Source organism: Mesorhizobium sp. WSM3859 (genome assembly GCF_002295065.1).
Classification (GTDB): Bacteria; Pseudomonadota; Alphaproteobacteria; order Rhizobiales; family Rhizobiaceae; genus Mesorhizobium.
The window spans coordinates 306,684-327,072 of the sequence record NZ_NSGG01000003.1 but is presented as its reverse complement, the minus strand read 5'-3'; the positions used below and the strand labels follow the sequence as shown (position 1 = coordinate 327,072).

The window sequence follows — 20,389 nt, the reverse complement described above, 5'->3', positions numbered from 1 at the left end:
GATGAGGGGCAGCGCCGACCCTGAAAGCTTTCATGTCGCGATCGCGACGGATGCCTTACGGCCCTAGTCACTCGGCAATTGACCCAGCCACTGACAGCTAATGCGTGTCCGACCCGATATACGCAATGCGCAGCATATTGGTCGATCCGGGTGTCCTGAGCGGCACGCCGGCCGTGATGATCACGCGGTCGCCGGGCTTGCCGAAACCTTCTTCCAGCGCGATGCGGCAGGCCCGGTCGACCATGTCATCGAGGTCGGTGGCATCCGGCGAGACGACGCAATGCGTGCCCCACAAGAGCGACAGGCGGCGCGCGGTGTTGAGGATCGGCGACAGCGCCACGATCGGCACCTGCGGCCGCTCGCGCGCGGCGCGTAAGCCGGTCGTGCCCGACGCGGTGTAGGAGATGATCGCCGACAGTTTCAGCGTCTCGGCGATCTCGCGCGCGGCGAGCGAAATGGCGTCGGCGCCGGTCGCCTCGGGTTCCGAACGCTGCGCGTTGATGATGCCGGCATAGGTCGGGTCGGTTTCGACCTTGGTGGCGATGCGGTTCATCATGGCGACGGCTTCGACCGGATAGGCGCCGGCCGCGGATTCGGCCGAAAGCATGATCGCGTCGGCGCCTTCGAAGACGGCGATGGACACGTCGGAGACCTCGGCGCGGGTGGGCACGGGCGCGGTGATCATTGATTCCAGCATCTGTGTCGCGATCACCACCGGCTTGCCGGCGCGGCGCGCCGCACGCGTGATCTGCTTCTGGATGCCGGGCACGGCTTCGATCGGCATCTCGACGCCGAGATCGCCGCGGGCGACCATCAGCGCATCGGACAGCTCGATGATCTCGGGGAGCCGGGCAACGGCCTGCGGCTTCTCGATCTTGGCCATGATCAGCGCGCGGCCGCGCGCGATCTTGCGTGCCTCGGCAAGGTCCTCCGGCCGCTGCACGAAGGACAGCGCCACCCAATCGACGCCGGTGGCAAGCACGGCGTCGAGATCGGCGCGATCCTTGTCGGTCAGCGCGCCGACCGGCAGGTCGGTGTCGGGCAGGCTGACGCCCTTCTTGTCGGAGATTCCGCTACCGGCAACGACGGTGCAGGTGATCGACTTGCCGTCGGCCTTCACCGCCTTCAGCTCCAGCTTGCCGTCGTCGATCAAAAGTCTGTGACCGGCCTCGACCGAGCTCAGGATTTCGGGATGCGGCAGGTACACACGCTTCGACGTGCCGGGTTCCGGATTGTCGTCGAGCGTGAAGGTCTGGCCGACAGTCAGCGCTTCCTTGCCGTTGGCGAACTTGCCCACCCTGAGCTTCGGACCCTGCAAATCGGCGAGGATGCCGATCGGCCGGCCGACGGCGGCCTCGACGGCGCGGATGCGGCCGACCAGCGTGCGCATCAACTCGTGATCGGTATGGCTCATATTGATGCGGAAGACATCGGCGCCGGCTTCGAAGAGCTTCTTCAGCATTTCCTCGGAGGAGGAAGCCGGACCGATGGTGGCGAGGATCTTGACCTTGCGGTTGCGTCTCATTGACTGTTTGTTCCCGGAGCGGGGGTCGCTGCTGGCCCGCCTCCCGTTGCGGGCTCGTCGGTCAGCTGGACCATCCAGCTGGCCTGCTCGCCCGTGTCATATTCCTGAAAACCGGCGCGCTGGAAGCCCCGGGCGACGCAATCATTCACGCCGGCGATTTTGAACTCTTTTTCAGCGACGCACATGTTGATCGGGCCGTCCCAGCGCCCGCCACGCTCGGCGTCTTCTGCATAAAGATAATAAAACCTTGATGACAGCGGACCCTCGATCAGCGTCTTGCAGGTCGATCCTTCGATGTGCCACCAGCCCTCTGTGATCCAGCCGGCCTTGGCGCGATAGCCGATGCCGACGCCCACCAGATTTTGCGTTGCGTTGCAAACGCGGAAGTCGGCCCGGGCCGGCGAGGTCGCGAAAAGCCCGCACGACCCGGCGCAGACGATCAGCAACGGCAGGGCCAGGCGCTTGCGCAGCCGGCCGGCAAAACCCATCGCAGATCCCCTTGCGAACCACATTTGCATCTCTCGAAGCCCCTTTTCAGCAAACTCCGGTCGCATGTCAACGCGCCGTTTTGTTCAATTCCAATCGATTTAGAAGGGCCCGTCGCGCAAATTCACCCCTGCCGGGGATTTTTTGCGGAAACCTTGGCCAAACAACGGCATTGCGCCGGCGTCCTCTTCGTGGAATGACGATACCACATCGAAGCCGCCGTCCCCTTTTCAGCCGATGACCCGATCCACAGTTTTCACGCCGTTCGACATCGTCGACGGCGACCGCAAGAAAGGCGTCGTGCTTCTGGCCGATCACGCCCGTCGCGACCTGCCGGAGGAGTATGGCAGTCTCGGTTTGTCGCCGGCCGAATTCGACCGCCACATCGCCTATGACATCGGCGTCGAGACGGTGACGCGCGAGCTGGCGGCCGCGCTCGACGCGCCGGCGGTGCTGGCCGGCTTCTCGCGGCTGTTGATCGATCCCAACCGGGGCGAGGACGATCCGACCATGATCCGTCAGCTCTATGACGGGACGGTGGTGCCGGGAAACTATCCGATGGCTCCGGAAGAGCGAGAGCGGCGGCTCGACCGCTTCTACCGGCCCTATCACGACGCTGTCGGCGCGATGATCGCGTCCGTGGCGCATGCCTCAGGCAAGGCGCCGTTCATCTTATCCGTCCATTCCTTCACGCCGGTTATGCAGCGCTTTGTCCGCCCCTGGCATGTCGGCGTGCTGTGGGACCGCGACGACCGCGTGGCGCGGCCGCTGATCGACATGTTGGCGCAAGACAAGGCCCTCGTCGTCGGCGACAACGAGCCTTATGACGGCGCGCTGCGCGGCGACACCATGTTCCGCCACGCCATCGTCAACGGCTACGCCCATGCGCTGATCGAGATCCGCCAGGACCTGATCGCCGACCGCGCCGGCGCGCTTGCCTGGGCCGAGCGGCTGGCGCCGATCGTTGACGCCATCGACCGCCGTGCCGATATACACCAGGTGAAAATGTTCGGCTCGCGCACCGGGCCGGCGTGAAGGCCGACAGTCCAGGAGTTTTCCGAGATGACCGAACTCAGCGACGACCAGAAGCGCGATTTCGAGGCAGCCGCCTTCCGTCGCCTGGTAGCGCATCTGCGCGAACGCGGCGATGTCCAGAACATCGACCTGATGAACCTCGCCGGCTTCTGCCGTAACTGCCTGTCCAACTGGTACCGCGAAGCCGCCGAGGCCGAGGGCGTGGCGCTGTCGAAGGATGCGTCGCGCGAGATCATCTACGGCATGCCTTATGCCGAATGGCAGGCGCTCAACCAGACCGAGGCTTCCGCAACCAAGAAGGCCGAGTTCGAGGCGAAGCGCCCGAAGGATCATTGATAGGCCGAGCGCCTTCGCGACTTCGGGATGACGAACGGACAGGCGGTCCTGGCAAATCTCCAAAGCAGCAGCCTGCCACCAACCACGCCGGCCCCTCGGTCGCACTTCGTTGGTCCAAGCACTTCCTCATCACGGTCCTTGACTACGAATTGAATCGATCTAATTTGCCGCGCAAAACCCCTTTGCATGGCAGATTTCAGAACCATGAGCGTGCAAACCACGATGCAGGCCGCGACACGCGGCCGCTGGGCCGTCGCCGGCATTTTCCTCGCCAATGGTTTCTTGACCGGCAGCTGGGCGCCGCAGATCCCGGTGTTCCTGACCCGGCTCGACATCACCAAATTCACGCTCGGCCTGCTGATCCTGCTGTTCGGCGTCGGCGCGGTCATTGCCATGACCTGGTGCGGCCATCTCATCTCTAGACATGGCTCGCGTAGCGTGACTCGGCTGTTCGGCATCTGCGGCAGTTTCGGCCTGCTGATCGTGGCGCTTGCGCCCAATGTGCCGCTGGCGGCGATTGCCATGCTCATCTTCGGCGGCTCGATTGGCGGCATGGATGTCGCCATGAACTCGAATGCCGTGGTGGTGGAAAGAAGGCTTTCCCGGGCGATCATGTCCTCCTCGCATGGCTTCTGGAGCCTTGGCGGCTTCGCCGGCGGCGCGCTCGGCGGCTATTCGATCCAGAACTACGGCTATCTCCCCCATGCTGTCGCGGTGACGGTGATCGCCTTCGCCGTGATCGCCTTCGCCATTGGCCACCTTGTCGCCGATGACAAGCCGCAGGCGGTCGAGCATCAGAAATTCACGCTGCCGCGGCACACCGCCGTCTACCTGGTCGGACTGATGGCGCTGCTCACCATGATTTCGGAAGGCGCGGTGCTCGATTGGGCGGCACTCTTCCTGCATCAGGAACTGGGCGCCGACCTCGCGGTCGCCGGTCTCGCCTATGCCGCCTTCTCCGGCGTCATGGCGCTGATGCGCTTCCTGGGCGATGGCGTGCGCAACCGCTTCGGCGCCGTGGCGACCTTGCGCGGGTCGGCGCTGGTCGCCGCTGCCGGCATGCTGGTCGCCGGCCTGTCGTCCTCGCCTTACCTCGCCATCGCCGCCTTCGCCTTCTGCGGCTTCGGCATCGCCAACATGGTGCCGATCCTGTTCTCGGCCGGCGGCAACCAGGAAGGCATGTCGTCCGGCACCGGCATGAGCGTCGTCACCACCATGGGCTATTCCGGCATATTGGTGGCACCGTCGGCGATCGGCTTCGTCGCGGAGCATTCGAGCTTCGGGCCGATCTTTATCGCCCTCTCAGGCCTGCTGGTGATCGTGCTGTTGATGGCAGGGCTTGCTCACCGGGCTGAATTCGCGCCCGAGCCGGCACCGGCGGAGTAGCGCTTCAGCTCCTCGTGCAGGAAATCCGCCACACGGCGGATGCGCATGCTGGTGCGCACGTCGCGATGCATGGCGAGCCACACGGGCAGAACCGGCAGGGGTACATCGGGCAAAAGCTTTTCCAGGTCCGGATCGCGGTCGGCCAGCGGCTCCTGGCCGAGGCCGATGCCGTTTCCGGTCCGCACCGCTTCCCACAGCACGATCTGGTTGTCGGTCCGGAAACGGAAATGGTTGCGGGCCACCGGAGTGCCGAAGGCGGTGAAGCCGCGAATGATCTCATCGCTGCGGTCGAAACCGACCAAGGCGTGGTCGGCAAGGTCGGCTGGCGTTTTTGGGCGGCCGCGCCGGTCGAGATAGGCGCTCGCGGCGCATAGGCAGAGCGGAATGTCGGTGACCTTGCGCGCCACCAACTCGTTCTGCGCCGGCCTGACCATGCGTATGGCGATGTCAGCGTCGCGACGCAAAAGGTTCTCGACCTGGTTCGAGGCGACGATCTCGACCTCGATACCGGGCTCCTCTTCGCCGAGCCGCGCCATCATGCCCGGCAGTACGAAGGCGGCGACCACCTCGGAAGCAGCGATGCGGACAGTGCCCTCGATCGCCTCGACCGACCCCAGCGCCAGGAGCGAGAACGCATTGGCCTGCTCGCTGACCGCTTGGCCGCGCTCATAGAGCGTGCTGCCGGCTTCCGTCAGCTCATAGCCTCGCCGCCGGCGCCGGAACAGCGTGACGCCAAGTGCCGCCTCCAGCTCGGCGATGTGGCGACCGAGCGTCGGCTGGCTGGCCGCAAGCCTGCGCGCGGCGCCCGACAGGCTGCCGGTCTCGGCGACCGCGACAAAACTCTTGATCAGGTTCCAGTCGAATTCCTTCATTCATTTTTGAATAACAGATCGCCGATCTCAGTCAATTTCAATTCGTTTGTGAACGCCTCACATTAGCCGGGCAAACGCAAACAACGGAGACCAACAATGACCAAGATCGCAATTCTGGGTGCCAATGGCCGGCTCGGCCGCGTGGTTGGCAAGGCTTTCATCGACGCCGGCTTCGACGTTCACGCCGTCACCCGCACCGGCAAGATGCCGGCGGAGCTCAAAGCCGCAACGGCAGTTGCCGGTGACGCGCTGAACCGCGAATCCCTCATCCGCGCCACCCAAGGCGTCGACATCATCTTCAACGGGCTGAACCCGATCTACACCGATTGGGGCAAGTGCATGCCGATGGCCGAAAACGTCATCGCCGCCTGCCGCACCAACAACGCGCTGCATCTCTTCCCAGGCACGGTCTACAATTACGGCTCGCCGATGCCGCAGGTGATCACGGAAGCAACGCCGTTCCATCCGACCACCGAGAAGGGCCGCATCCGCTGCGCCATGGAAGACCTGTTCCGCGGCGAGGCCGAAGCCGGCCGGGTGCGCACCATCCTCCTGCGTGCCGGCGACTTCTTCGGCGGCACTGGCAGCGGCTCCTGGTTCGACCTCGTCGTCGCCGCCAAGATCAGCAAAGGCGTCTACACAGCGCCCGGCCCGGCTGACCTTACCCATGAATGGGCCTATCTGCCGGACTTCGCCGTGGCCTTCGTTGGCTTGGCGCGCAATCTCGACAAGCTCGGTTTTTACGAATCCATCAACTTCCCCGGCCACGCCATCACCGACCTCGACATGAAGGCGTCAGCCGAGAAGGCGCTCGACCGCAAGCTGAAGCTCTCCTTCATGCCCTGGTGGGTGCTGCGCGCCGGCAGCCCGTTCGTGGCCATGTGGCGCGAGATCGTGTCGATGTCCTATCTGCGCTTCGAAGCGCACCGGCTGGTCTCGACGCGGCTGGAAGGGGTCATCGGCGAAATCCCGCACACCCCGCTCGACCAGGCGGTAAAGGAGGCGCTGCGGGATATCGGCATCGCTGCCTCGACCTCGCGTCAGGCTGCCTGATCGCAAGCTGCATCGGAAATGGAACGGCCGGGTTTGGAAGCCCGGCCGCAATTCGTTGAAGTCAGATCCTGCCCATCAGCAGCAGGATCAGAAACACGATCAAAAGGACGCCGACGATGCCGGACGGGCCATAGCCCCAGGAGCGGGAATGCGGCCAAGCCGGCACGGCGCCAATCAGAATCAGGATCAGGATGATTACGAGAAGTGTGGTGATGGTCATGAGAAACCCTCGCCGTCTAATCGAACTTGAGGGAACAATGCAAAAAGCCGCCCGGTTGTTCCCTGGCGGCTTTTGTCCTTGTGGTTGTGAAACCGCTCTATTCCGCGGCTTTCGGGAAGGCCTCCGCCGGCTCGACGCCGGTCTCGGTGGCGGGCGCGTTGGTCGAAATCTCGCCTTTGCCGCGCCGGAACAGGCGGCCGAACCAGTTGCGCCTCGCACCGGGCTTCACCTTGGCGCGGGTGAACACCATCAGCATCGACGGCGTCACCACCAGCGTCAGCAGCGTGGCGAAAGACAGGCCGAAGACGATCGCCGAGGACAGCGATATCCACCATTGCGTCGACGGCGCGTTGATCGTCGTCTCGTGATGGAAGATTTCGAGACCGAGGCCGAAGGCGATCGGCAGCACGCCGAGGATGGCCGACACCGCCGTCAGCACCACCGGACGGGCGCGTTCGCGGCAGGTTTGCAGCACCGCGTCCATCTTGTCCCAGCCTTCCTCGCGCAGCCGGTCATAGGTGTCGATGAGCACGATGTTGTTGTTCACCACCACGCCGGCCAATGCGATAACGCCGATGCCCGACATGACGATGCCGAAGGCCTCGCCGGTCAGAAGCAAGCCTAGGAACACGCCGATCGTCGCCATGACCACGCAGGACAAGACAAGCCACACGCTGGTGAACTTGTTGAACTGCGCCAGCAGCACAAGGAAGATCAGGAAGATCGCAGCACCAAAGGCCTTGCCGAGGAAGGCGCTGGCTTCCGCGCTGTCCTCGTTGGAGCCGGCGAGCTTCCAGCGGATGCCGCTGCCGAGATCCATATCGGTGACGGCCTTGGTCACCTGTTCCTGCACCGCCGCGACCTGCGCGCCGGCACTGACATTGGCCTGCACCACCACGGTGCGCGCGCCGTCGATGCGGTTGAGGATGCCGACGGTCGGCTCGGGCTTGCGCACGACGAAGTTGGAGATCGGCACCGACCCTTGCGAGGTCTGCACACGGAGCTCGTCGAGCGTCGACAGCGTGCGCCGGTCTTCCGGCAGGCGCAACCTTATGTCGACCGCGTCGTCGGCGCCGGCCGGTCGGTATTCCGAGAGCTTGAGGCCGTTGGTGACCAGTTGCACCACCGTGCCCACCGAAGTCGGGCTGATGCCGTATTGCGCCGCCTTGGCGCGGTCGACCTCAAGCGCCCAGTCGACGCCGGGCGGCGGCAAGCCGTCCGAAATGTCAATGACGTTGGGGATCTTGGCGATGCGCGCCGCCACCGCGCGCGCCTTGTCGTCCAGCCCCGCCGGGTCAGCGGCCGACAGCCGGATCTGGATCGGCTTGCCGGTCGGCGGGCCGGCTTCCGGAACGCGCACCTCGACATCGACGCCGGGAATGCCGGCCATCACGCCGCGCAGATCGTCGAGGATCTGATTGGCGGATTTGCGCTCGCGCCAGTCGACGAACTCGTACTGGATGACCCCGACCACGTCTTCCGGAACATCCTGGCCGCCGCCCTGCGTCTTGCCGACGCGCGTATAGACCGACTTCACGCCGGGCCAGCCGAGCAGCCGGCTTTCCGCCGTCTTGGTGGCGGCGTCCATTTCGGCCAGCGAAAGATTGCCGCGGGCATGGACATAGAGCAGGCCGTAATCCGGCTCGACGCTGGGGAAGAACTCGACGCCCGCGCCATATTTCGAATAGGCGAAGCCGACGCCGACCAGCAGGCCGACGGTGAGCAGGATGACGGTGACCGGGAAGCGCACCGCCTGCTTGACGATCGCCATGTACCAGCCATCGCGATTGCCTTCCTCGTGATGCTCCGGCGCCTTGGCGAAGATCGCGCCCAAAGTCGGCGCGAAGACCAGCGCGTAGAGCATCGAGGCCGACAGCGTCACGATCAGCGTGATCGGCATGTACTTCATGAAGTCGCCGATGATGCCCGGCCAGAAGAGCAGCGGCGAGAAGGCGGCGATGCGCGTCATTGTCGCCGCGATCACCGGCCCGGCCATGCGCTTGGCGGCGAGCGCGAAGGCGTCCGCCTTCGGCATGCCCTCGCTCATGCGCCGTTCGGCGAATTCGGTGACGATGATGGCGTCGTCCACCAGCATGCCGACCGCCAGGATCAGGCTGAACAGCACGATCATGTTGATCGTGTAGCCCATCATGGCAAGCAGCAGGATGCCCATCAGGAAGGACGACGGGATGGCAAGGCCGATGAGCAGCGAGGCCCGTCCCGACAGCGCATAGAGGATGACGATGAACACCAGGATGACGGCGATCATCACATGGTTCTGCAGGTCGCCGAGCAGCTGGTTGACGAAGACCGACTTGTCCTGCGTGTAGGTGACGTGCATGCCCTCGGGCATCGTCTTGATGAAATTGTCCGACACTTCCCTGACATGGGTCAGCGTGTCGATGAGATTGGCGCCGATGCGCTTCTTCACCTCGATGGCGATCGCCGGCTTGCCGTCGAGGCGGGTGACCGTCTCGGCATCCTTGAAGGTCGAGCGAATTGTAGCGATGTCCTTCGCCTGGACCACGGCGTTCGGCGTGGCGACCACCGGCAGGTTGGCGACATCTTCCGGCGTCTCGATCAGCGACGGCACCTTGACCGCGTATTTGCCTTCCGAGCCCTCGAGATTGCCTGCCGCCACCAGGCTGTTGGAGGAGGCCACGCCCTGGATCACCTGGTCGAGCTGCAGCCCGTAGGAGGAGAGCTTCACCGGATCGACGACCACCTCGACGAGGTCGTCGCGCGCGCCCTGCAGTGAGCCTTCGAGCACGCCCGGCACTTCCTCGATGCGGTCGCGCAGCTCGCGCGCCGCCGATGTCAGCACGCGCTCCGGCACATCGCCGGAAAGTGTCACGACCAGGACCGGGAATTCCGAGACGTTGACCTCGTTGACCGTCGGCTCCTCGGCCGCCTGCGGCAGGTCGGCCTTGGCGTCCTGCACCTTGCTTCGGGTATCCTGTAGCGCGGTCGCCAGATCGGTCTGCGGCTGAAATTCGACCAGCACGTAGCCGCCGCCCTGGAAGGCGGCCGAGCGCATCTCCTTGAGCCCCTTGAGGCTCTTGAGCTTGCTTTCCATCGGCCTCAACAGCAGCCGCTCGGAATCCTCCGGCGAGATGCCCTGATAGATCAGGCTGACATACATCATCGGAATCGGAACGTCGGGTTCCGCTTCCTTCGGTGTCGACTGATAGGCAACCCAGCCCGCTACGACCAGGAACAGCAGCGCCGATATTGTGAGGCGGGCGTTGTTGATGGCGAGTCTGACGATATCCATGACTTCGGCCTGTTATGCTTCAAAGGCTGCGGACCCACCGCCGGATTGGACTGGTGATGGCGCGTCGTGCTTTACTGCGTGCCGGCGGTGGCTTCGCCGATCAGCTTGTTGATGGTCGCCTGGTCAGCCTCGACCGGCTTCACCAGGTCGCCTTCCTTCACCAGCTCCTGGCCGGCGACGATGATGCGCGCATCTTCCGGAATGCCGCCCAGCACTAGTCCATGCGGCGTGTCGTCGACCAGGTCGATCGGGAAGAACGCCACCTTGTTGTCCTTGCCGACGGCGCGGATGCCGAGATCGCCCTTGTCGCCCAGTGTCACCACCGAGCGCGGCAGCATGACCGCATTGGTCGGCTCGGCGCTGAGCGTGATCTCAGCCGTCATGCCGGCGGGGATGGAGCCGTCGCCATTGGGGATCGCCACTTCGACGCGGAAGGTGCGGGTCTGCGCCGAGGCGTCGCGGCTGATGTAGCGAACCGTGCCGGTGACCTTCTGGTCGTTGACCAGGCGGACATCGGCCTCGTCGCCGATTTTGACATAGCGCAGGTCGCGCTCGCTGATCTCGCCGCGCGCGATCACCGGATCGAGCTTAAGGACCGTCGCCACCTCGCCGCCCTGCATCACCGAGCTGCCGAGCTCCACCGGAATGCGGTCAATGACGCCGTCGAACGGCGCCTTGACCTCGTTGCGGTCGAGCTCGGCCTGCGCGGTTTCGAGCTGCGATTGCGCCTGGGTCAGGTTGGACCGGGCGGTGTCGAGCTGCAGCTTCGGCAGATTGCCGGTCTTGGCCAGCCGCTCGGCGGCATCGAGCTCGGCCTTCCGCTGCACCACAAGCTGCTTCGCGTTGTCGACCATCGAGATTTTCTCTTCGGCGGCAAGCATCAGCACCAGGTCGCCTGTCTTGACGTGGTCGCCCTGCTTGACCGGCAGCTTGTCGATGACGCCATTGACGCGCGTTGCAAGCACCGCGCGCTTGTCGGCCTCGGTGAGACCCGAGATCCGTATCGCCCGCGCGAAGGTCTTGCGCGGCGGCGTCACCACCGCGACGGTGCGCGGCGCGGCCTTCGGCTCGGCTTCGGCAGTGTTCGGCTTGGCCGCCTCCGGCTTCGCGGCGCCGGCCTGTTTGTCGGTGGTGACCGACTTGTCGGTGGTAGCCGACTTGTCGGCGGCGCTGCCGACGGAGGAAAACTCGCCCGTTCCCATCCAGGCCGCGAAACCGATGAGCACAGCTATGGCCGCAAGCTTGTGAAACCTGATTTTCGGCATCGTCATTTTTCCGTTGCAGGACCTGGCGAAGTCGGCGCTTCCGACTCCGGGCGCGCGGCCGATATGGGTGCGCGCAGGGTCCGGTTCAATTTGCCGTGATCGGCGAAGTGCGCCTTCTACCCGAAAGTTGCGGCGCAATATAGTCGGAAAAGTTGCAGGATCATTGCGCCAGGGAACGCAATACCTCGACAAAACGAAGCTTTTCTGCCAGCCGGCCGCACTTTAGCGGGCACGCAGATGACTTTTCCAAGGCTTCCCCAAGGTCACTGGCAGCAGCCGTCAGCATGATGCAAAAAATCTTCGACATCCGGCGGCGATTAGCTGGTTGAGCACGGCCCTGCCCCGGGCTTCCTGGGCTGAAGCTGTCAAGTGATGAGGTTCAGCAACCGGAAGATCCACTCGAAGGTCTTGCCATAGGGCGGACGCAGCAGGCCGCCTGCACTGAACTTAGACTGGATGAAGATCGGCTTTTCCTTGCTGAAGGTGCGGAATCCCCATTCGCCGTGATAGGCGCCGGTGCCGCTCTCGCCGACGCCGCCGAAGGGCTGCCGCTCCTGCACCAGATGCAGCATGCAGTCGTTGATCGTGACGCCGCCGGCCACCGTCTCGCGCATCACCCTTTGGCGATTGGTGCTGTCGCTGCCGAACCAGTAGAGCGCCAAGGGTCGCTCGCCCCGGTTCACATGCTCGATGGCCTCGTCGACCGCGCCATATTCGACGATCGGCAGCACCGGCCCAAAGATTTCCTCGCGCATCAGCCGCAGATTGTCGCCAGCATTGCGCACCAGCACCGGCGCCATCTTGCGGTCGCTGACGCCAAGCGTCTCGTTGGCCGGGTTGACCTCGACGATATCGGCGCCGCTGTCGCGCGCCTCGGCGACCATATCGGCCAGCCGCCGGTGATGCCGCTCGCTGACGATCGCCGTATAGTCGGGATTGTCGCCGAGGCGCGGATAGAGCTTGGTCATGGCGGCGGCAAACTTGTCCGCGACCGTCGCGCCCTGGCCCCGCGGGACCATCAGATAGTCTGGCGCTATGCAGGTCTGTCCGGCATTGAGCAGCTTGCCATAGGCGACGCTGGCGACCGCCGCGTCGAGGTCGCAGGACGGGTCGAAGATTGCCGGCGACTTGCCGCCGAGTTCCAGCGTCACCGGTGTCAGATTGGCGGCGGCGGCCAGCGCCACCTGGCGGCCGACGGCGGTCGAGCCGGTGAACAGGAGATGGTCGAACGGAAACGACACGAACGCCTTCCCGACATCCGCGTCGCCGACCATCACGCTGACCTCGTCGGCGGCGAAGTATTTCTCGACCAGGCTGGCAAGCAGGTCCGAAAACTTCGGCGTCAGCTCCGACGGCTTGATCAGCACCCGGTTGCCGGCCGCGATTGCCGCGGTCGCCGGCGCGATGGCGAGTTGGAATGGATAGTTCCACGGCGAGACGATGCCGACGACGCCGAGCGGTTGCGGCAAGAGGCGGTTGCGTCCCGGCAGGAACGGCAGGCTGGTTGCGACGCGCCGCTCGCGCATCCAGGCGCTCAGATGCGACAGCGCATGCCTGATGCCGGCGCGCACGACGAACAATTCGGCGAGCCGCGTCTCCTCAGCCGAGCGGGCGGAAAAATCGCTGTCGATCGCCGCACATATCTCGGCCTCGTGCTTTTCGGTGAGCGTCAGAAGGCGGTTCAGCCGGTCCTTGCGCACGTCCAGTGTCGGGAAGGGCTCCTTCTCGAAAGCCCTGCACTGCGCTTCAAACCGGACTCCGAGCGCGTTCTGCCTGGTCTGCAGCATCGCAACCTCCCCTTTACGTTCAGGTAAGACTACATCGCGCCGCGGGCATGATCCAGCGCCCCGCCGGTTCCGTTGGGGAAGATGCTGACAGTCAAGGTGGACTTGCTGACAGGCAGCGAGCCGCTCTACGCCCGACGTCGCGCGGATTCCGGCTTGATGCGCGCGGCGAGGAATTCCTTCACGCGGCGCCCCGGCGCGGGGCCGCGCAACGGCCTGAAGCCGTCATCGAGCTCGCCTGAAAGATCCAGCGTGGCGCGCTGGCCGACGGCGTCGTAATTCTCTTCCAGCCAGTCGCTGGCGGCACTGCGGCCGAGGTCGCGCAGATAGGCGATGAAAGCCCATTCGGCATTGACCTTTGACGACGCCGAAAGGTCCTTGAACGCCTCGTCGGCATCGATGCGGTGCATGCGGATGTCGCGGTATTCGCCATGCGGCAGGCGTCCGGCCGCGATCAGTTCCTTGACGAAGGCGATCGAGCGGAATTCGCGCAGCAGCCCGGCGTTGAAAGTGATCTCGTCGATGCGGTTCTGGATCTCGTTGGCGCTTTTCGGCGTGCCTTCGCGCACCACGGGATTGATCTGCACCAGGAGCACATCCTCGGTCGCCGCCGTCTTGAAGAACGGATAGAGCGCTGGGTTGCCGCCATAGCCGCCATCCCAATAGGGCACGCCCTTTATCTCCACCGCCTGGAACAATTGCGGCAGGCAGGCCGAGGCCATCACCGTGTCGAGGTCGATTTCGCCGTCGGAGAAGACGCGCAGCTGCCCGGTCTCGACATTGGTCGCCGAGATGAACAGCTCCATCGACTTGCAGGCGCGCACATTGCCGAAGTCGATCTCCTTCGCCACCACATCGCGCAGCGGATTGAGGCCGAGCGGATTGGCGACATAGGGCGAGAACACCCGCGACATCGTGTCGAAGAAGAGATAGCCCGGCGTGTTCTCGATCGACCAGTTGCCCCACGCGATGTCCCACGGCATGCGCTGTACCGGGCTGAAACGGCCCTTCGAGGCCACCGCCCGCCAGAAATCGTCGAGCTTTTTGCGCGCCCCTTCCACGCCGCCCCGGACAAAACCGTCGGCCAGCGCCACCGCGTTCATGGCGCCGGCGCTGGTGCCGGACACCGCCGCGATCTCCAGCCGCCCATCCTCCAGCAGCCGGTCGAGCACACCCCAGGAGAAGGCGCCATGCGAGCCGCCTCCCTGGAGGGCGATGTTGATCTTCTTCTTTTCCTCCGACTTGCCGTTGTTCGCCATGGCGTTGTCCTTGATATGCCGAGCGCCTCGCTGGATCTGCCATCGGACAGCATCAAAGCGAAATTATGTTGCAGTGCAGCATATAGGCACCCCGAAACACAAGGACACATGAAATCTTTGTCACCAGGCTCCAGACAAAAAGCGCCGCCCTGAGGTGTGTCGAGATTCAGGTCAGGCCGAGTCGGAGTCGAAGACGGGCGCGAAGCGACCAAACTGGGTGGTTTCCGAGAACCGGAGCGAAACGTACTTTGCGTACGCGAGCACCGGAAGCGCAGGAAGCCGCCATTTGCAGGCAGGCCTCACCTGAATATCGACGCACCTAGGCCACCAGATCGGGCACCGGCCCGACATAATGCGACTGCGGCCGGATCAGCCGTCCGGTCGCCTGCTGCTCGCGTGCATGCGCGGTCCAGCCAGCGACACGGCCGGCGGCGAAGACATTGGAGAAAGCCTCTTTCGGGAACCCGACCGCTTCGAGCAGAAGCGCGGTGTAGAACTCGACATTGGTTTGGATCGAGCGCTGCGGCTTGGCGATCCTGAGCACCTCGAGCGCGGCCTGTTCCACTGTCTCGGCGAAGGCCAGCCGGCTACCGGTCTCGTTGCGAGAACCAAGCTGCCGCACGACCGCCTTCAGCGCGTCGGCGCGCGGATCGCGCACGCGGTAGATGCGATGGCCGAAGCCCATGATGCGCTCGCCATGCGCGATCTCATTACCGAGCCATGCGGTGGCGTCGCCGCTGGCCTCGATGGCGTCAAGCATCTCGATCACCGGCCCCGGCGCGCCGCCATGCAGCGGGCCTTTCAACGCGCCGAGCCCGGCCAGGATCGCCGAGGTCAGCCCGGCCTGTGTCGAGGCCACCACGCGGGTCGCGAAGGTCGAGGCATTGAGCCCGTGTTCGCAGACCGTCACCAGATAGCTGTCCAGTGCCCTGGCAAGCGCCGGCGAGGCGGTGCCGGCAAGCATCCTGAGCATATCGCCGGCATGATCGGCTTTTGCGTCGGGAGCGATCGGCGTCTCGCCCCGGCCAAGCCGCAGCAGGGCCGGCGTCAGCACCGCCGGCGCCGCGATGAGCCTGAGCGCGTCATCAAGCCCGTCGCCATCCGGCAGGATGGCCATGCCGGCCCGCGTGCCGCTGTAGATATCGAGCGGCGCAAGCTGGGCAAGCAGCGGTTTCACACGCTCAAATACCTCGACCCGCGCCTTGCCGATCGCCCTTTCCAGTGCGGCATCGCCTGGGAGGTCGTCGAAGAAGCCGTCGAACAGCAGGCGCACCACCTGCGCGTAGCGCCAGCGGCCGACGAGCTCCGCCAGAGAATGGCCGCGGATGGTCAGGTGCCCGCCCGCACCGTCGACATCGGAAAGCACCGTGTCGGCCGCCACAACATCATCGAGCCCATTCGCCATGATCGTCTCCTTGACCTTTTGCGCATTGCAATTAATGCTGCGCAATCAATGCATCAATCTTGATCAAGATAATCAATGTAAGGCGGCAAATGACGGAATGGCTGACGCGGGAGCAGGCGCTGGAGCGGCTGAATGTCCGGCCGCAGACGCTCTATGCCTATGTCAGCCGCGGCCGTATCGGCATGAAGCCGGACGACGCCGACCCGCGCCGCAGCCAGTACCGCGCCGACGACATCGCAGCACTTGCCACGCGTCGCGACCGCGGACGGAGCCCGCAGGCGATCGCCGAAAGCGCCATCGCCTGGGGCGAACCGGCCGTCGCCACGTCGATCTCGACGGTGCTGCATGGCCGGCTGATCTATCGCGGCAAGGACGCGGTGGCGCTTTCGGCGGCGGCGACGCTGGAGGAGACCGCCGAACTCCTGTGGGCCTCCGACCGTCCGGTGTCGTTCGCCTCGCTGACGCCGTCGGCCGCCCGGCAGAGCGGCACGCCGACGGCTTTCGCCAGGCTCTCGGCGCTCGCGGCCGAAGGCTGGCCCTCGCTCGGCCGCAGGCCGGCCATGCTGCAGCAGGACGGCGCCGCAGCGACCAGCGCGCTGGCCACCGCGCTCGGCGCAGCGCCGGATTCCGAGCCCGTGCATGCGAGGCTGGCGCAAGGCTGGTCGGTGGAAGCTGGCGGCGCCGACCTTATCCGCAGGGCGCTGGTGCTTTTGGCCGACCACGAGCTCAACGCTTCGACCTTCGCCGCCCGCGTCGCGGCTTCGACCGGCGCACCGGTCGCCGCCTGCCTGCTCGCGGGTCTCGCGACGCTGAGCGGCCCGCGCCATGGCGGCGCCGGTGCTGCGGCGATCGCGCTGGTCGAGGATGCGGAGCGCCTGGGTCCCGATGAAGCGATCGCCCGCTGGCTCGCGCATGACCGGCCGCTGCCGGGCTTCGGCCATCCGCTCTATCCGGAAGGCGACCCGCGCGCCGAGGGCCTCTTCTCCGGCCTCGAGATCGACGACGGGCTGTCGCGGCTGCGCAAGGCGGTCCTTGCCGCGACCGGCCTGCATCCGAACATCGATTTCGCCCTGGCCGCTACAACGCGCAGCCTGCGCCTGCCGGCCGATGCGCCCTTCCGCCTGTTCGCGCTCGGCCGCAGCGTCGGCTGGACCGCGCACGCCATCGAGCAGGTGACCAGCAATAGGCTGATCCGGCCCCGCGCCCGCTATAACGGGCCTATCAGCGCGGGATGAAGTTTTGCAGATTAGCCGGGACGCGTTTGAGGTCGCATTCTAGGGCGAAGCAAGGAGCGAAGCGACGCGCGCAGGCCCTAGAATCCATTCCGTGACGCCAAAGCGTTGCAACGATTAAAGAATTCTGCGCCGATGCACCCTGCGGCATCGGTCACGGAATGGATCCTCGGGTCAAGCCCGAGATGACGAAGGGATAGGCCTTTGCGCCAATCTCCAGCGTTCGCGATCGCCGCCAAACGGCGGCGCGCTCGTCAGGACATCGTGTCGAGCTTGCGCTGCATGGCCGCGATCTGTGCCTTCAATTCCTGCAGATCGTCGGACTTCTCTTCCTTCTTCGGCGGCTCGGCCGGGGCTGCGGCATTGCTGCCGGCGGGCGGGAACGGCGTGAACATGCGCATGGCGTTCTGGAACATCTCGACATTGCGGCGTGTCTGTTCCTCGAGCGCCTTCATCGGCGTCTTCATCATGTCGATCGGCGTCTTGCCGAAGGCGCCCTTCAGCTGCTCGCGAAACCGCTCCTGCTCCTTGGAGAAGGCGATCATCGACTGTTCGAGGAAACTCGGCACGATCATCTGCATCTGATCGCCGTAGAAGGAGATGAGCTGTCGCAGGAACGGGATCGGCAGCATGTTCTGCCCGTCCTTGTTCTCCAGCTCGAAAATGATCTGCGTCAGCACCGGATGAGTGATGTCGTCGCCGGTCTTTGCGTCCTGGACCGTGAACTCCTCGCCCTTCTTGACCATCTCGGCCAGGTCCTCGAGCGTCACATAGGTGCTTGTGCCGGTATTGTAGAGCCGGCGATTGGCATACTTCTTGATGACGATCGGGTCGTCTTTTGCGGCCATCCGTATCCTCCCCAGGACACCGGCACCTCTAGGAGTAAGCGGCCGGTAACGATTGCGCCCTCTATCGAGGATACGCGCAAAAGCGTCACAATTCCAAGTGGTTTGTGCACTGCGGCATCAATTAATGCTGCACAGCCATTGCAAAATCCGCCGCGCGGCCGACGTCACGTTACCGCGACTGGCGCGCGCTCTGCTTGCCGCGCATGGGGGCCATGCCCATTTCCGGTTTGACTCAGATCATTGAACGGGCAAGAAAAGTCTTCAACGATAGCCTAAAATACGACACCTCGAAGTCTGGAGAAGAAAATGGCCGCTTCCAATTCAATCGTCGTCGCCAGCGCCGCACGCACCGCGGTAGGCTCCTTCAACGGCAGCTTCGCCGCCACGCCGGCGCATGAGCTCGGCGCCGTGGTCATCAAGGAACTGCTCGCCCGCGCGGGCGTCGAGGCCGCGGAAGTCGACGAGGTCATCCTCGGCCAGGTGCTGACCGCGGCTCAGGGACAGAACCCGGCCCGCCAGGCCTCGATCAATGCCGGCCTGCCAAAGGAGACCACCGCCTGGGGCCTCAACCAGGTTTGCGGCTCTGGCCTGCGCGCCATCGCGCTCGGCATGCAGCAGATCGCTGCCGGCGATGCCAAGGTGATCATCGCCGGCGGCCAGGAATCGATGTCGCTGTCGCCGCACGCCGAGCATCTGCGCGCCGGCGTCAAGATGGGCGACTACAAGATGATCGACACCATGATCAAGGACGGCCTGTGGGACGCTTTCAACGGCTACCACATGGGCAACACCGCCGAGAACGTCGCCCGCCAGTTCCAGATCACGCGCGAAACCCAGGACGACTTTGCGCTTGCCTCGCAGAACAAGGCCGAAGCCGCGCAGAAGGCCGGCAGGTTCAAGGACGAGATCGTCGCCTTCACCATCAAGGGCAAGAAGGGCGACACGGTCGTCGACCAGGACGAATATATCCGTCACGGCGCGACGCTCGACGCCATGACCAAGCTGAAGCCGGCTTTCGACAAGGACGGCACGGTCACCGCCGCCAATGCCTCCGGCATCAATGACGGCGCCGCCGGCGCGCTGCTGATGACCGAGGCAGAGGCCGCCCGCCGCGGCATCACCCCGCTGGCGCGCATTGTTTCCTGGGCGACCGCCGGCGTCGACCCGGCGATCATGGGCACCGGGCCTATTCCCGCCTCGAAGCGGGCGCTGGAGAAGGCCGGCTGGTCGGTCAAGGACCTCGACCTCGTCGAGGCCAACGAGGCCTTCGCCGCGCAGGCCTGCGCCGTCAACCAGGGCATGGGCTGGGACCCCTCGATCGTCAACGTCAATGGCGGCGCCATCGCCATCGGCCATCCGATCGGCGCGTCCGGCGCCCGCATCTTCAACACGCTGGTCTACGAGATGCGCCGCCGCGGCGCCAGGAAGGGCCTTGCCACGCTGTGCATCGGCGGCGGCATGGGCGTCGCCATGTGCGTGGAAGCGCTGTGAGCGAATAGCAAATAGGGAGTAGCGAATAGGGAAGAAAAAGCGACGCGCGGTGGGACATCAAATCCCTACTCGCTATTCGCTACTCCCTATTCGCTAAGACGATTTCAAAGGGAGGACCACATGAGCAAAGTAGCAATCGTCACCGGCGGGTCGCGCGGCATTGGTGCTGCGGTATCGGTCGCCTTGAAGAACGCCGGCTATTCGGTCGCGGCCAACTATGCCGGCAATGACGAGGCGGCCCAGAAATTCAAGGCCGAGACCGGCATCCCGGTCTACAAATGGTCCGTCGCCGACTACGATGCCTGCGCCGCCGGCATCAAGCAGATCGAAGCCGATCTCGGCCCGGTCTCAGTTCTTGTCAACAATGCCGGCATCACCCGCGACGCCATGTTCCACAAGATGACGCCCGCGCAGTGGAAGGAAGTGATCGACACCAACCTCTCCGGCGTCTTCAACATGACGCACCCGCTGTGGGGCGGCATGCGCGACCGCAAGTTCGGCCGCGTCATCACTATTTCCTCGATCAACGGCCAGAAGGGCCAGGCCGGCCAGGTCAACTATTCGGCCTCGAAGGCCGGCGATATCGGCTTCTCGAAGGCGCTCGCACAAGAAGGGGCACGTGCGGGCATCACCGTCAACGTCATCTGTCCGGGCTATATCGCCACCGACATGGTCAAGGCGATCGACGAGAAGGTGCTCAATGAGCGCATCATCCCGCAGATCCCCGTCGGCCGCCTCGGCGAGCCGGAAGAGATCGCGCGCTGCGTCGTCTTCCTGGCTTCCGACGAGGCCGGCTTCATCACCGGCTCCACCATCACCGCCAATGGCGGCCAGTACTTCGCCTGACATCATTTGTCGCCGGGGCGGCTCCGGCGTCGGGGCCGCCTTTTTCGCCAGCAGCAAAGCCGGCGCGGCACC

At 64.8% G+C, this 20,389-nt stretch carries 17 protein-coding genes; 7 read left to right on the top strand and 10 right to left on the bottom strand.

The annotated features are described in order from the left end of the window. Positions 1-97: 97 nt before the first annotated feature. Positions 98-1,525 carry a pyruvate kinase gene (pyk, locus tag CK230_RS08420; protein WP_095816722.1) on the bottom strand — a complete coding sequence of 476 codons (1,428 nt, stop codon included), beginning with the start codon at positions 1,523-1,525 and terminating at the stop codon, positions 98-100. Beyond that, on the bottom strand, positions 1,522-2,079 hold the full coding sequence (locus tag CK230_RS08415) for a DUF1036 domain-containing protein (RefSeq protein ID WP_176480049.1): 558 nt from the start codon (positions 2,077-2,079) through the stop codon (positions 1,522-1,524). The genes pyk and CK230_RS08415 overlap by 4 nt, the downstream gene beginning before the upstream one ends. 169 nt (positions 2,080-2,248) lie before the next feature. On the opposite strand from CK230_RS08415, the gene CK230_RS08410 reads away from it, so the two are divergent. The 3 genes from CK230_RS08410 to CK230_RS08400 all read left to right on the top strand — a co-directional run bounded on the left by CK230_RS08410 (position 2,249) and on the right by CK230_RS08400 (position 4,768). Beyond that, entirely contained in the window at positions 2,249-3,046 is a 798-nt protein-coding gene (locus CK230_RS08410; protein WP_095816720.1) for an N-formylglutamate amidohydrolase, read from the top strand. Positions 3,047-3,073: 27 nt separating this feature from the next. Further along, positions 3,074-3,382, top strand: coding sequence for a DUF1244 domain-containing protein (locus CK230_RS08405; protein WP_095816719.1), 309 nt, complete (start codon positions 3,074-3,076; stop codon positions 3,380-3,382). A gap of 204 nt (positions 3,383-3,586) precedes the next feature. Beyond that, positions 3,587-4,768 (top strand): MFS transporter, encoded by a 1,182-nt coding sequence (locus CK230_RS08400; RefSeq protein ID WP_095816718.1) that lies wholly within the window; start codon positions 3,587-3,589, stop codon positions 4,766-4,768. Here CK230_RS08400 and CK230_RS08395 read toward each other — a convergent pair. Continuing rightward, positions 4,726-5,640: a LysR family transcriptional regulator gene (locus CK230_RS08395; protein ID WP_095816717.1), complete on the bottom strand. Its 915-nt coding sequence runs from the start codon at positions 5,638-5,640 to the stop codon at positions 4,726-4,728. The genes CK230_RS08400 and CK230_RS08395 overlap by 43 nt on opposite strands. A gap of 96 nt (positions 5,641-5,736) precedes the next feature. Between CK230_RS08395 and CK230_RS08390 the strand changes: the two genes are divergently transcribed. Continuing rightward, positions 5,737-6,693 carry an SDR family oxidoreductase gene (locus CK230_RS08390; RefSeq protein WP_095816716.1) on the top strand — a complete coding sequence of 319 codons (957 nt, stop codon included), beginning with the start codon at positions 5,737-5,739 and terminating at the stop codon, positions 6,691-6,693. A 61-nt stretch (positions 6,694-6,754) separates the two neighbouring features. Here CK230_RS08390 and CK230_RS08385 read toward each other — a convergent pair whose 3' ends face one another. The 6 genes from CK230_RS08385 to CK230_RS08360 all read right to left on the bottom strand — a co-directional run bounded on the left by CK230_RS08385 (position 6,755) and on the right by CK230_RS08360 (position 15,900). Beyond that, the gene (locus tag CK230_RS08385; RefSeq protein WP_095816715.1) at positions 6,755-6,913 is read right to left on the bottom strand and encodes a DUF3309 family protein; all 159 of its coding nucleotides are present in this window, start codon (positions 6,911-6,913) and stop codon (positions 6,755-6,757) included. A 97-nt stretch (positions 6,914-7,010) separates the two neighbouring features. Beyond that, a complete protein-coding gene (locus CK230_RS08380) occupies positions 7,011-10,187 on the bottom strand; it encodes an efflux RND transporter permease subunit (protein ID WP_095816714.1) in 3,177 nt (1,058 codons plus the stop codon). 71 nt (positions 10,188-10,258) lie between these two features. Beyond that, positions 10,259-11,452 (bottom strand): efflux RND transporter periplasmic adaptor subunit, encoded by a 1,194-nt coding sequence (locus CK230_RS08375; RefSeq protein WP_095816984.1) that lies wholly within the window; start codon positions 11,450-11,452, stop codon positions 10,259-10,261. A 365-nt stretch (positions 11,453-11,817) separates the two neighbouring features. Further along, positions 11,818-13,239, bottom strand: coding sequence for a coniferyl aldehyde dehydrogenase (locus tag CK230_RS08370; protein WP_095816713.1), 1,422 nt, complete (start codon positions 13,237-13,239; stop codon positions 11,818-11,820). 125 nt (positions 13,240-13,364) lie between these two features. Next, positions 13,365-14,495 (bottom strand): patatin-like phospholipase family protein, encoded by a 1,131-nt coding sequence (locus tag CK230_RS08365; RefSeq protein ID WP_095816712.1) that lies wholly within the window; start codon positions 14,493-14,495, stop codon positions 13,365-13,367. A gap of 319 nt (positions 14,496-14,814) precedes the next feature. Continuing rightward, positions 14,815-15,900, bottom strand: coding sequence for a citrate synthase/methylcitrate synthase (locus CK230_RS08360; protein ID WP_095816982.1), 1,086 nt, complete (start codon positions 15,898-15,900; stop codon positions 14,815-14,817). Positions 15,901-15,989: 89 nt separating this feature from the next. Between CK230_RS08360 and CK230_RS08355 the strand changes: the two genes are divergently transcribed. Then, on the top strand, positions 15,990-17,135 hold the full coding sequence (locus tag CK230_RS08355) for a citrate synthase (protein WP_095816983.1): 1,146 nt from the start codon (positions 15,990-15,992) through the stop codon (positions 17,133-17,135). 251 nt (positions 17,136-17,386) lie between these two features. Here the strand turns inward: CK230_RS08355 and phaR are convergent, their stop codons facing one another. After that, positions 17,387-17,980: a polyhydroxyalkanoate synthesis repressor PhaR gene (gene phaR / locus CK230_RS08350; protein WP_095816711.1), complete on the bottom strand. Its 594-nt coding sequence runs from the start codon at positions 17,978-17,980 to the stop codon at positions 17,387-17,389. Between the two features lie 306 nt (positions 17,981-18,286). On the opposite strand from phaR, the gene CK230_RS08345 reads away from it, so the two are divergent. Both CK230_RS08345 and phbB read left to right on the top strand, forming a co-directional pair. Beyond that, on the top strand, positions 18,287-19,471 hold the full coding sequence (locus tag CK230_RS08345; protein WP_095816710.1) for an acetyl-CoA C-acetyltransferase: 1,185 nt from the start codon (positions 18,287-18,289) through the stop codon (positions 19,469-19,471). Between the two features lie 120 nt (positions 19,472-19,591). Continuing rightward, entirely contained in the window at positions 19,592-20,317 is a 726-nt protein-coding gene (phbB, locus tag CK230_RS08340) for an acetoacetyl-CoA reductase (protein ID WP_095816709.1), read from the top strand. The last annotated feature ends 72 nt before the right edge of the window (positions 20,318-20,389 follow it).

Coding starts and splice junctions, on each gene's coding strand:
- pyk (WP_095816722.1), bottom strand. CDS start 1,525: ATGAGACGCAACCGCAAGGTCAAGATCCTCGCCACCATCGGTCCGGCT.
- CK230_RS08415 (WP_176480049.1), bottom strand. CDS start 2,079: ATGCGACCGGAGTTTGCTGAAAAGGGGCTTCGAGAGATGCAAATGTGG.
- CK230_RS08410 (WP_095816720.1), top strand. CDS start 2,249: ATGACCCGATCCACAGTTTTCACGCCGTTCGACATCGTCGACGGCGAC.
- CK230_RS08405 (WP_095816719.1), top strand. CDS start 3,074: ATGACCGAACTCAGCGACGACCAGAAGCGCGATTTCGAGGCAGCCGCC.
- CK230_RS08400 (WP_095816718.1), top strand. CDS start 3,587: ATGAGCGTGCAAACCACGATGCAGGCCGCGACACGCGGCCGCTGGGCC.
- CK230_RS08395 (WP_095816717.1), bottom strand. CDS start 5,640: ATGAAGGAATTCGACTGGAACCTGATCAAGAGTTTTGTCGCGGTCGCC.
- CK230_RS08390 (WP_095816716.1), top strand. CDS start 5,737: ATGACCAAGATCGCAATTCTGGGTGCCAATGGCCGGCTCGGCCGCGTG.
- CK230_RS08385 (WP_095816715.1), bottom strand. CDS start 6,913: ATGACCATCACCACACTTCTCGTAATCATCCTGATCCTGATTCTGATT.
- CK230_RS08380 (WP_095816714.1), bottom strand. CDS start 10,187: ATGGATATCGTCAGACTCGCCATCAACAACGCCCGCCTCACAATATCG.
- CK230_RS08375 (WP_095816984.1), bottom strand. CDS start 11,452: ATGCCGAAAATCAGGTTTCACAAGCTTGCGGCCATAGCTGTGCTCATC.
- CK230_RS08370 (WP_095816713.1), bottom strand. CDS start 13,239: ATGCTGCAGACCAGGCAGAACGCGCTCGGAGTCCGGTTTGAAGCGCAG.
- CK230_RS08365 (WP_095816712.1), bottom strand. CDS start 14,495: ATGGCGAACAACGGCAAGTCGGAGGAAAAGAAGAAGATCAACATCGCC.
- CK230_RS08360 (WP_095816982.1), bottom strand. CDS start 15,900: ATGGCGAATGGGCTCGATGATGTTGTGGCGGCCGACACGGTGCTTTCC.
- CK230_RS08355 (WP_095816983.1), top strand. CDS start 15,990: ATGACGGAATGGCTGACGCGGGAGCAGGCGCTGGAGCGGCTGAATGTC.
- phaR (WP_095816711.1), bottom strand. CDS start 17,980: ATGGCCGCAAAAGACGACCCGATCGTCATCAAGAAGTATGCCAATCGC.
- CK230_RS08345 (WP_095816710.1), top strand. CDS start 18,287: ATGGCCGCTTCCAATTCAATCGTCGTCGCCAGCGCCGCACGCACCGCG.
- phbB (WP_095816709.1), top strand. CDS start 19,592: ATGAGCAAAGTAGCAATCGTCACCGGCGGGTCGCGCGGCATTGGTGCT.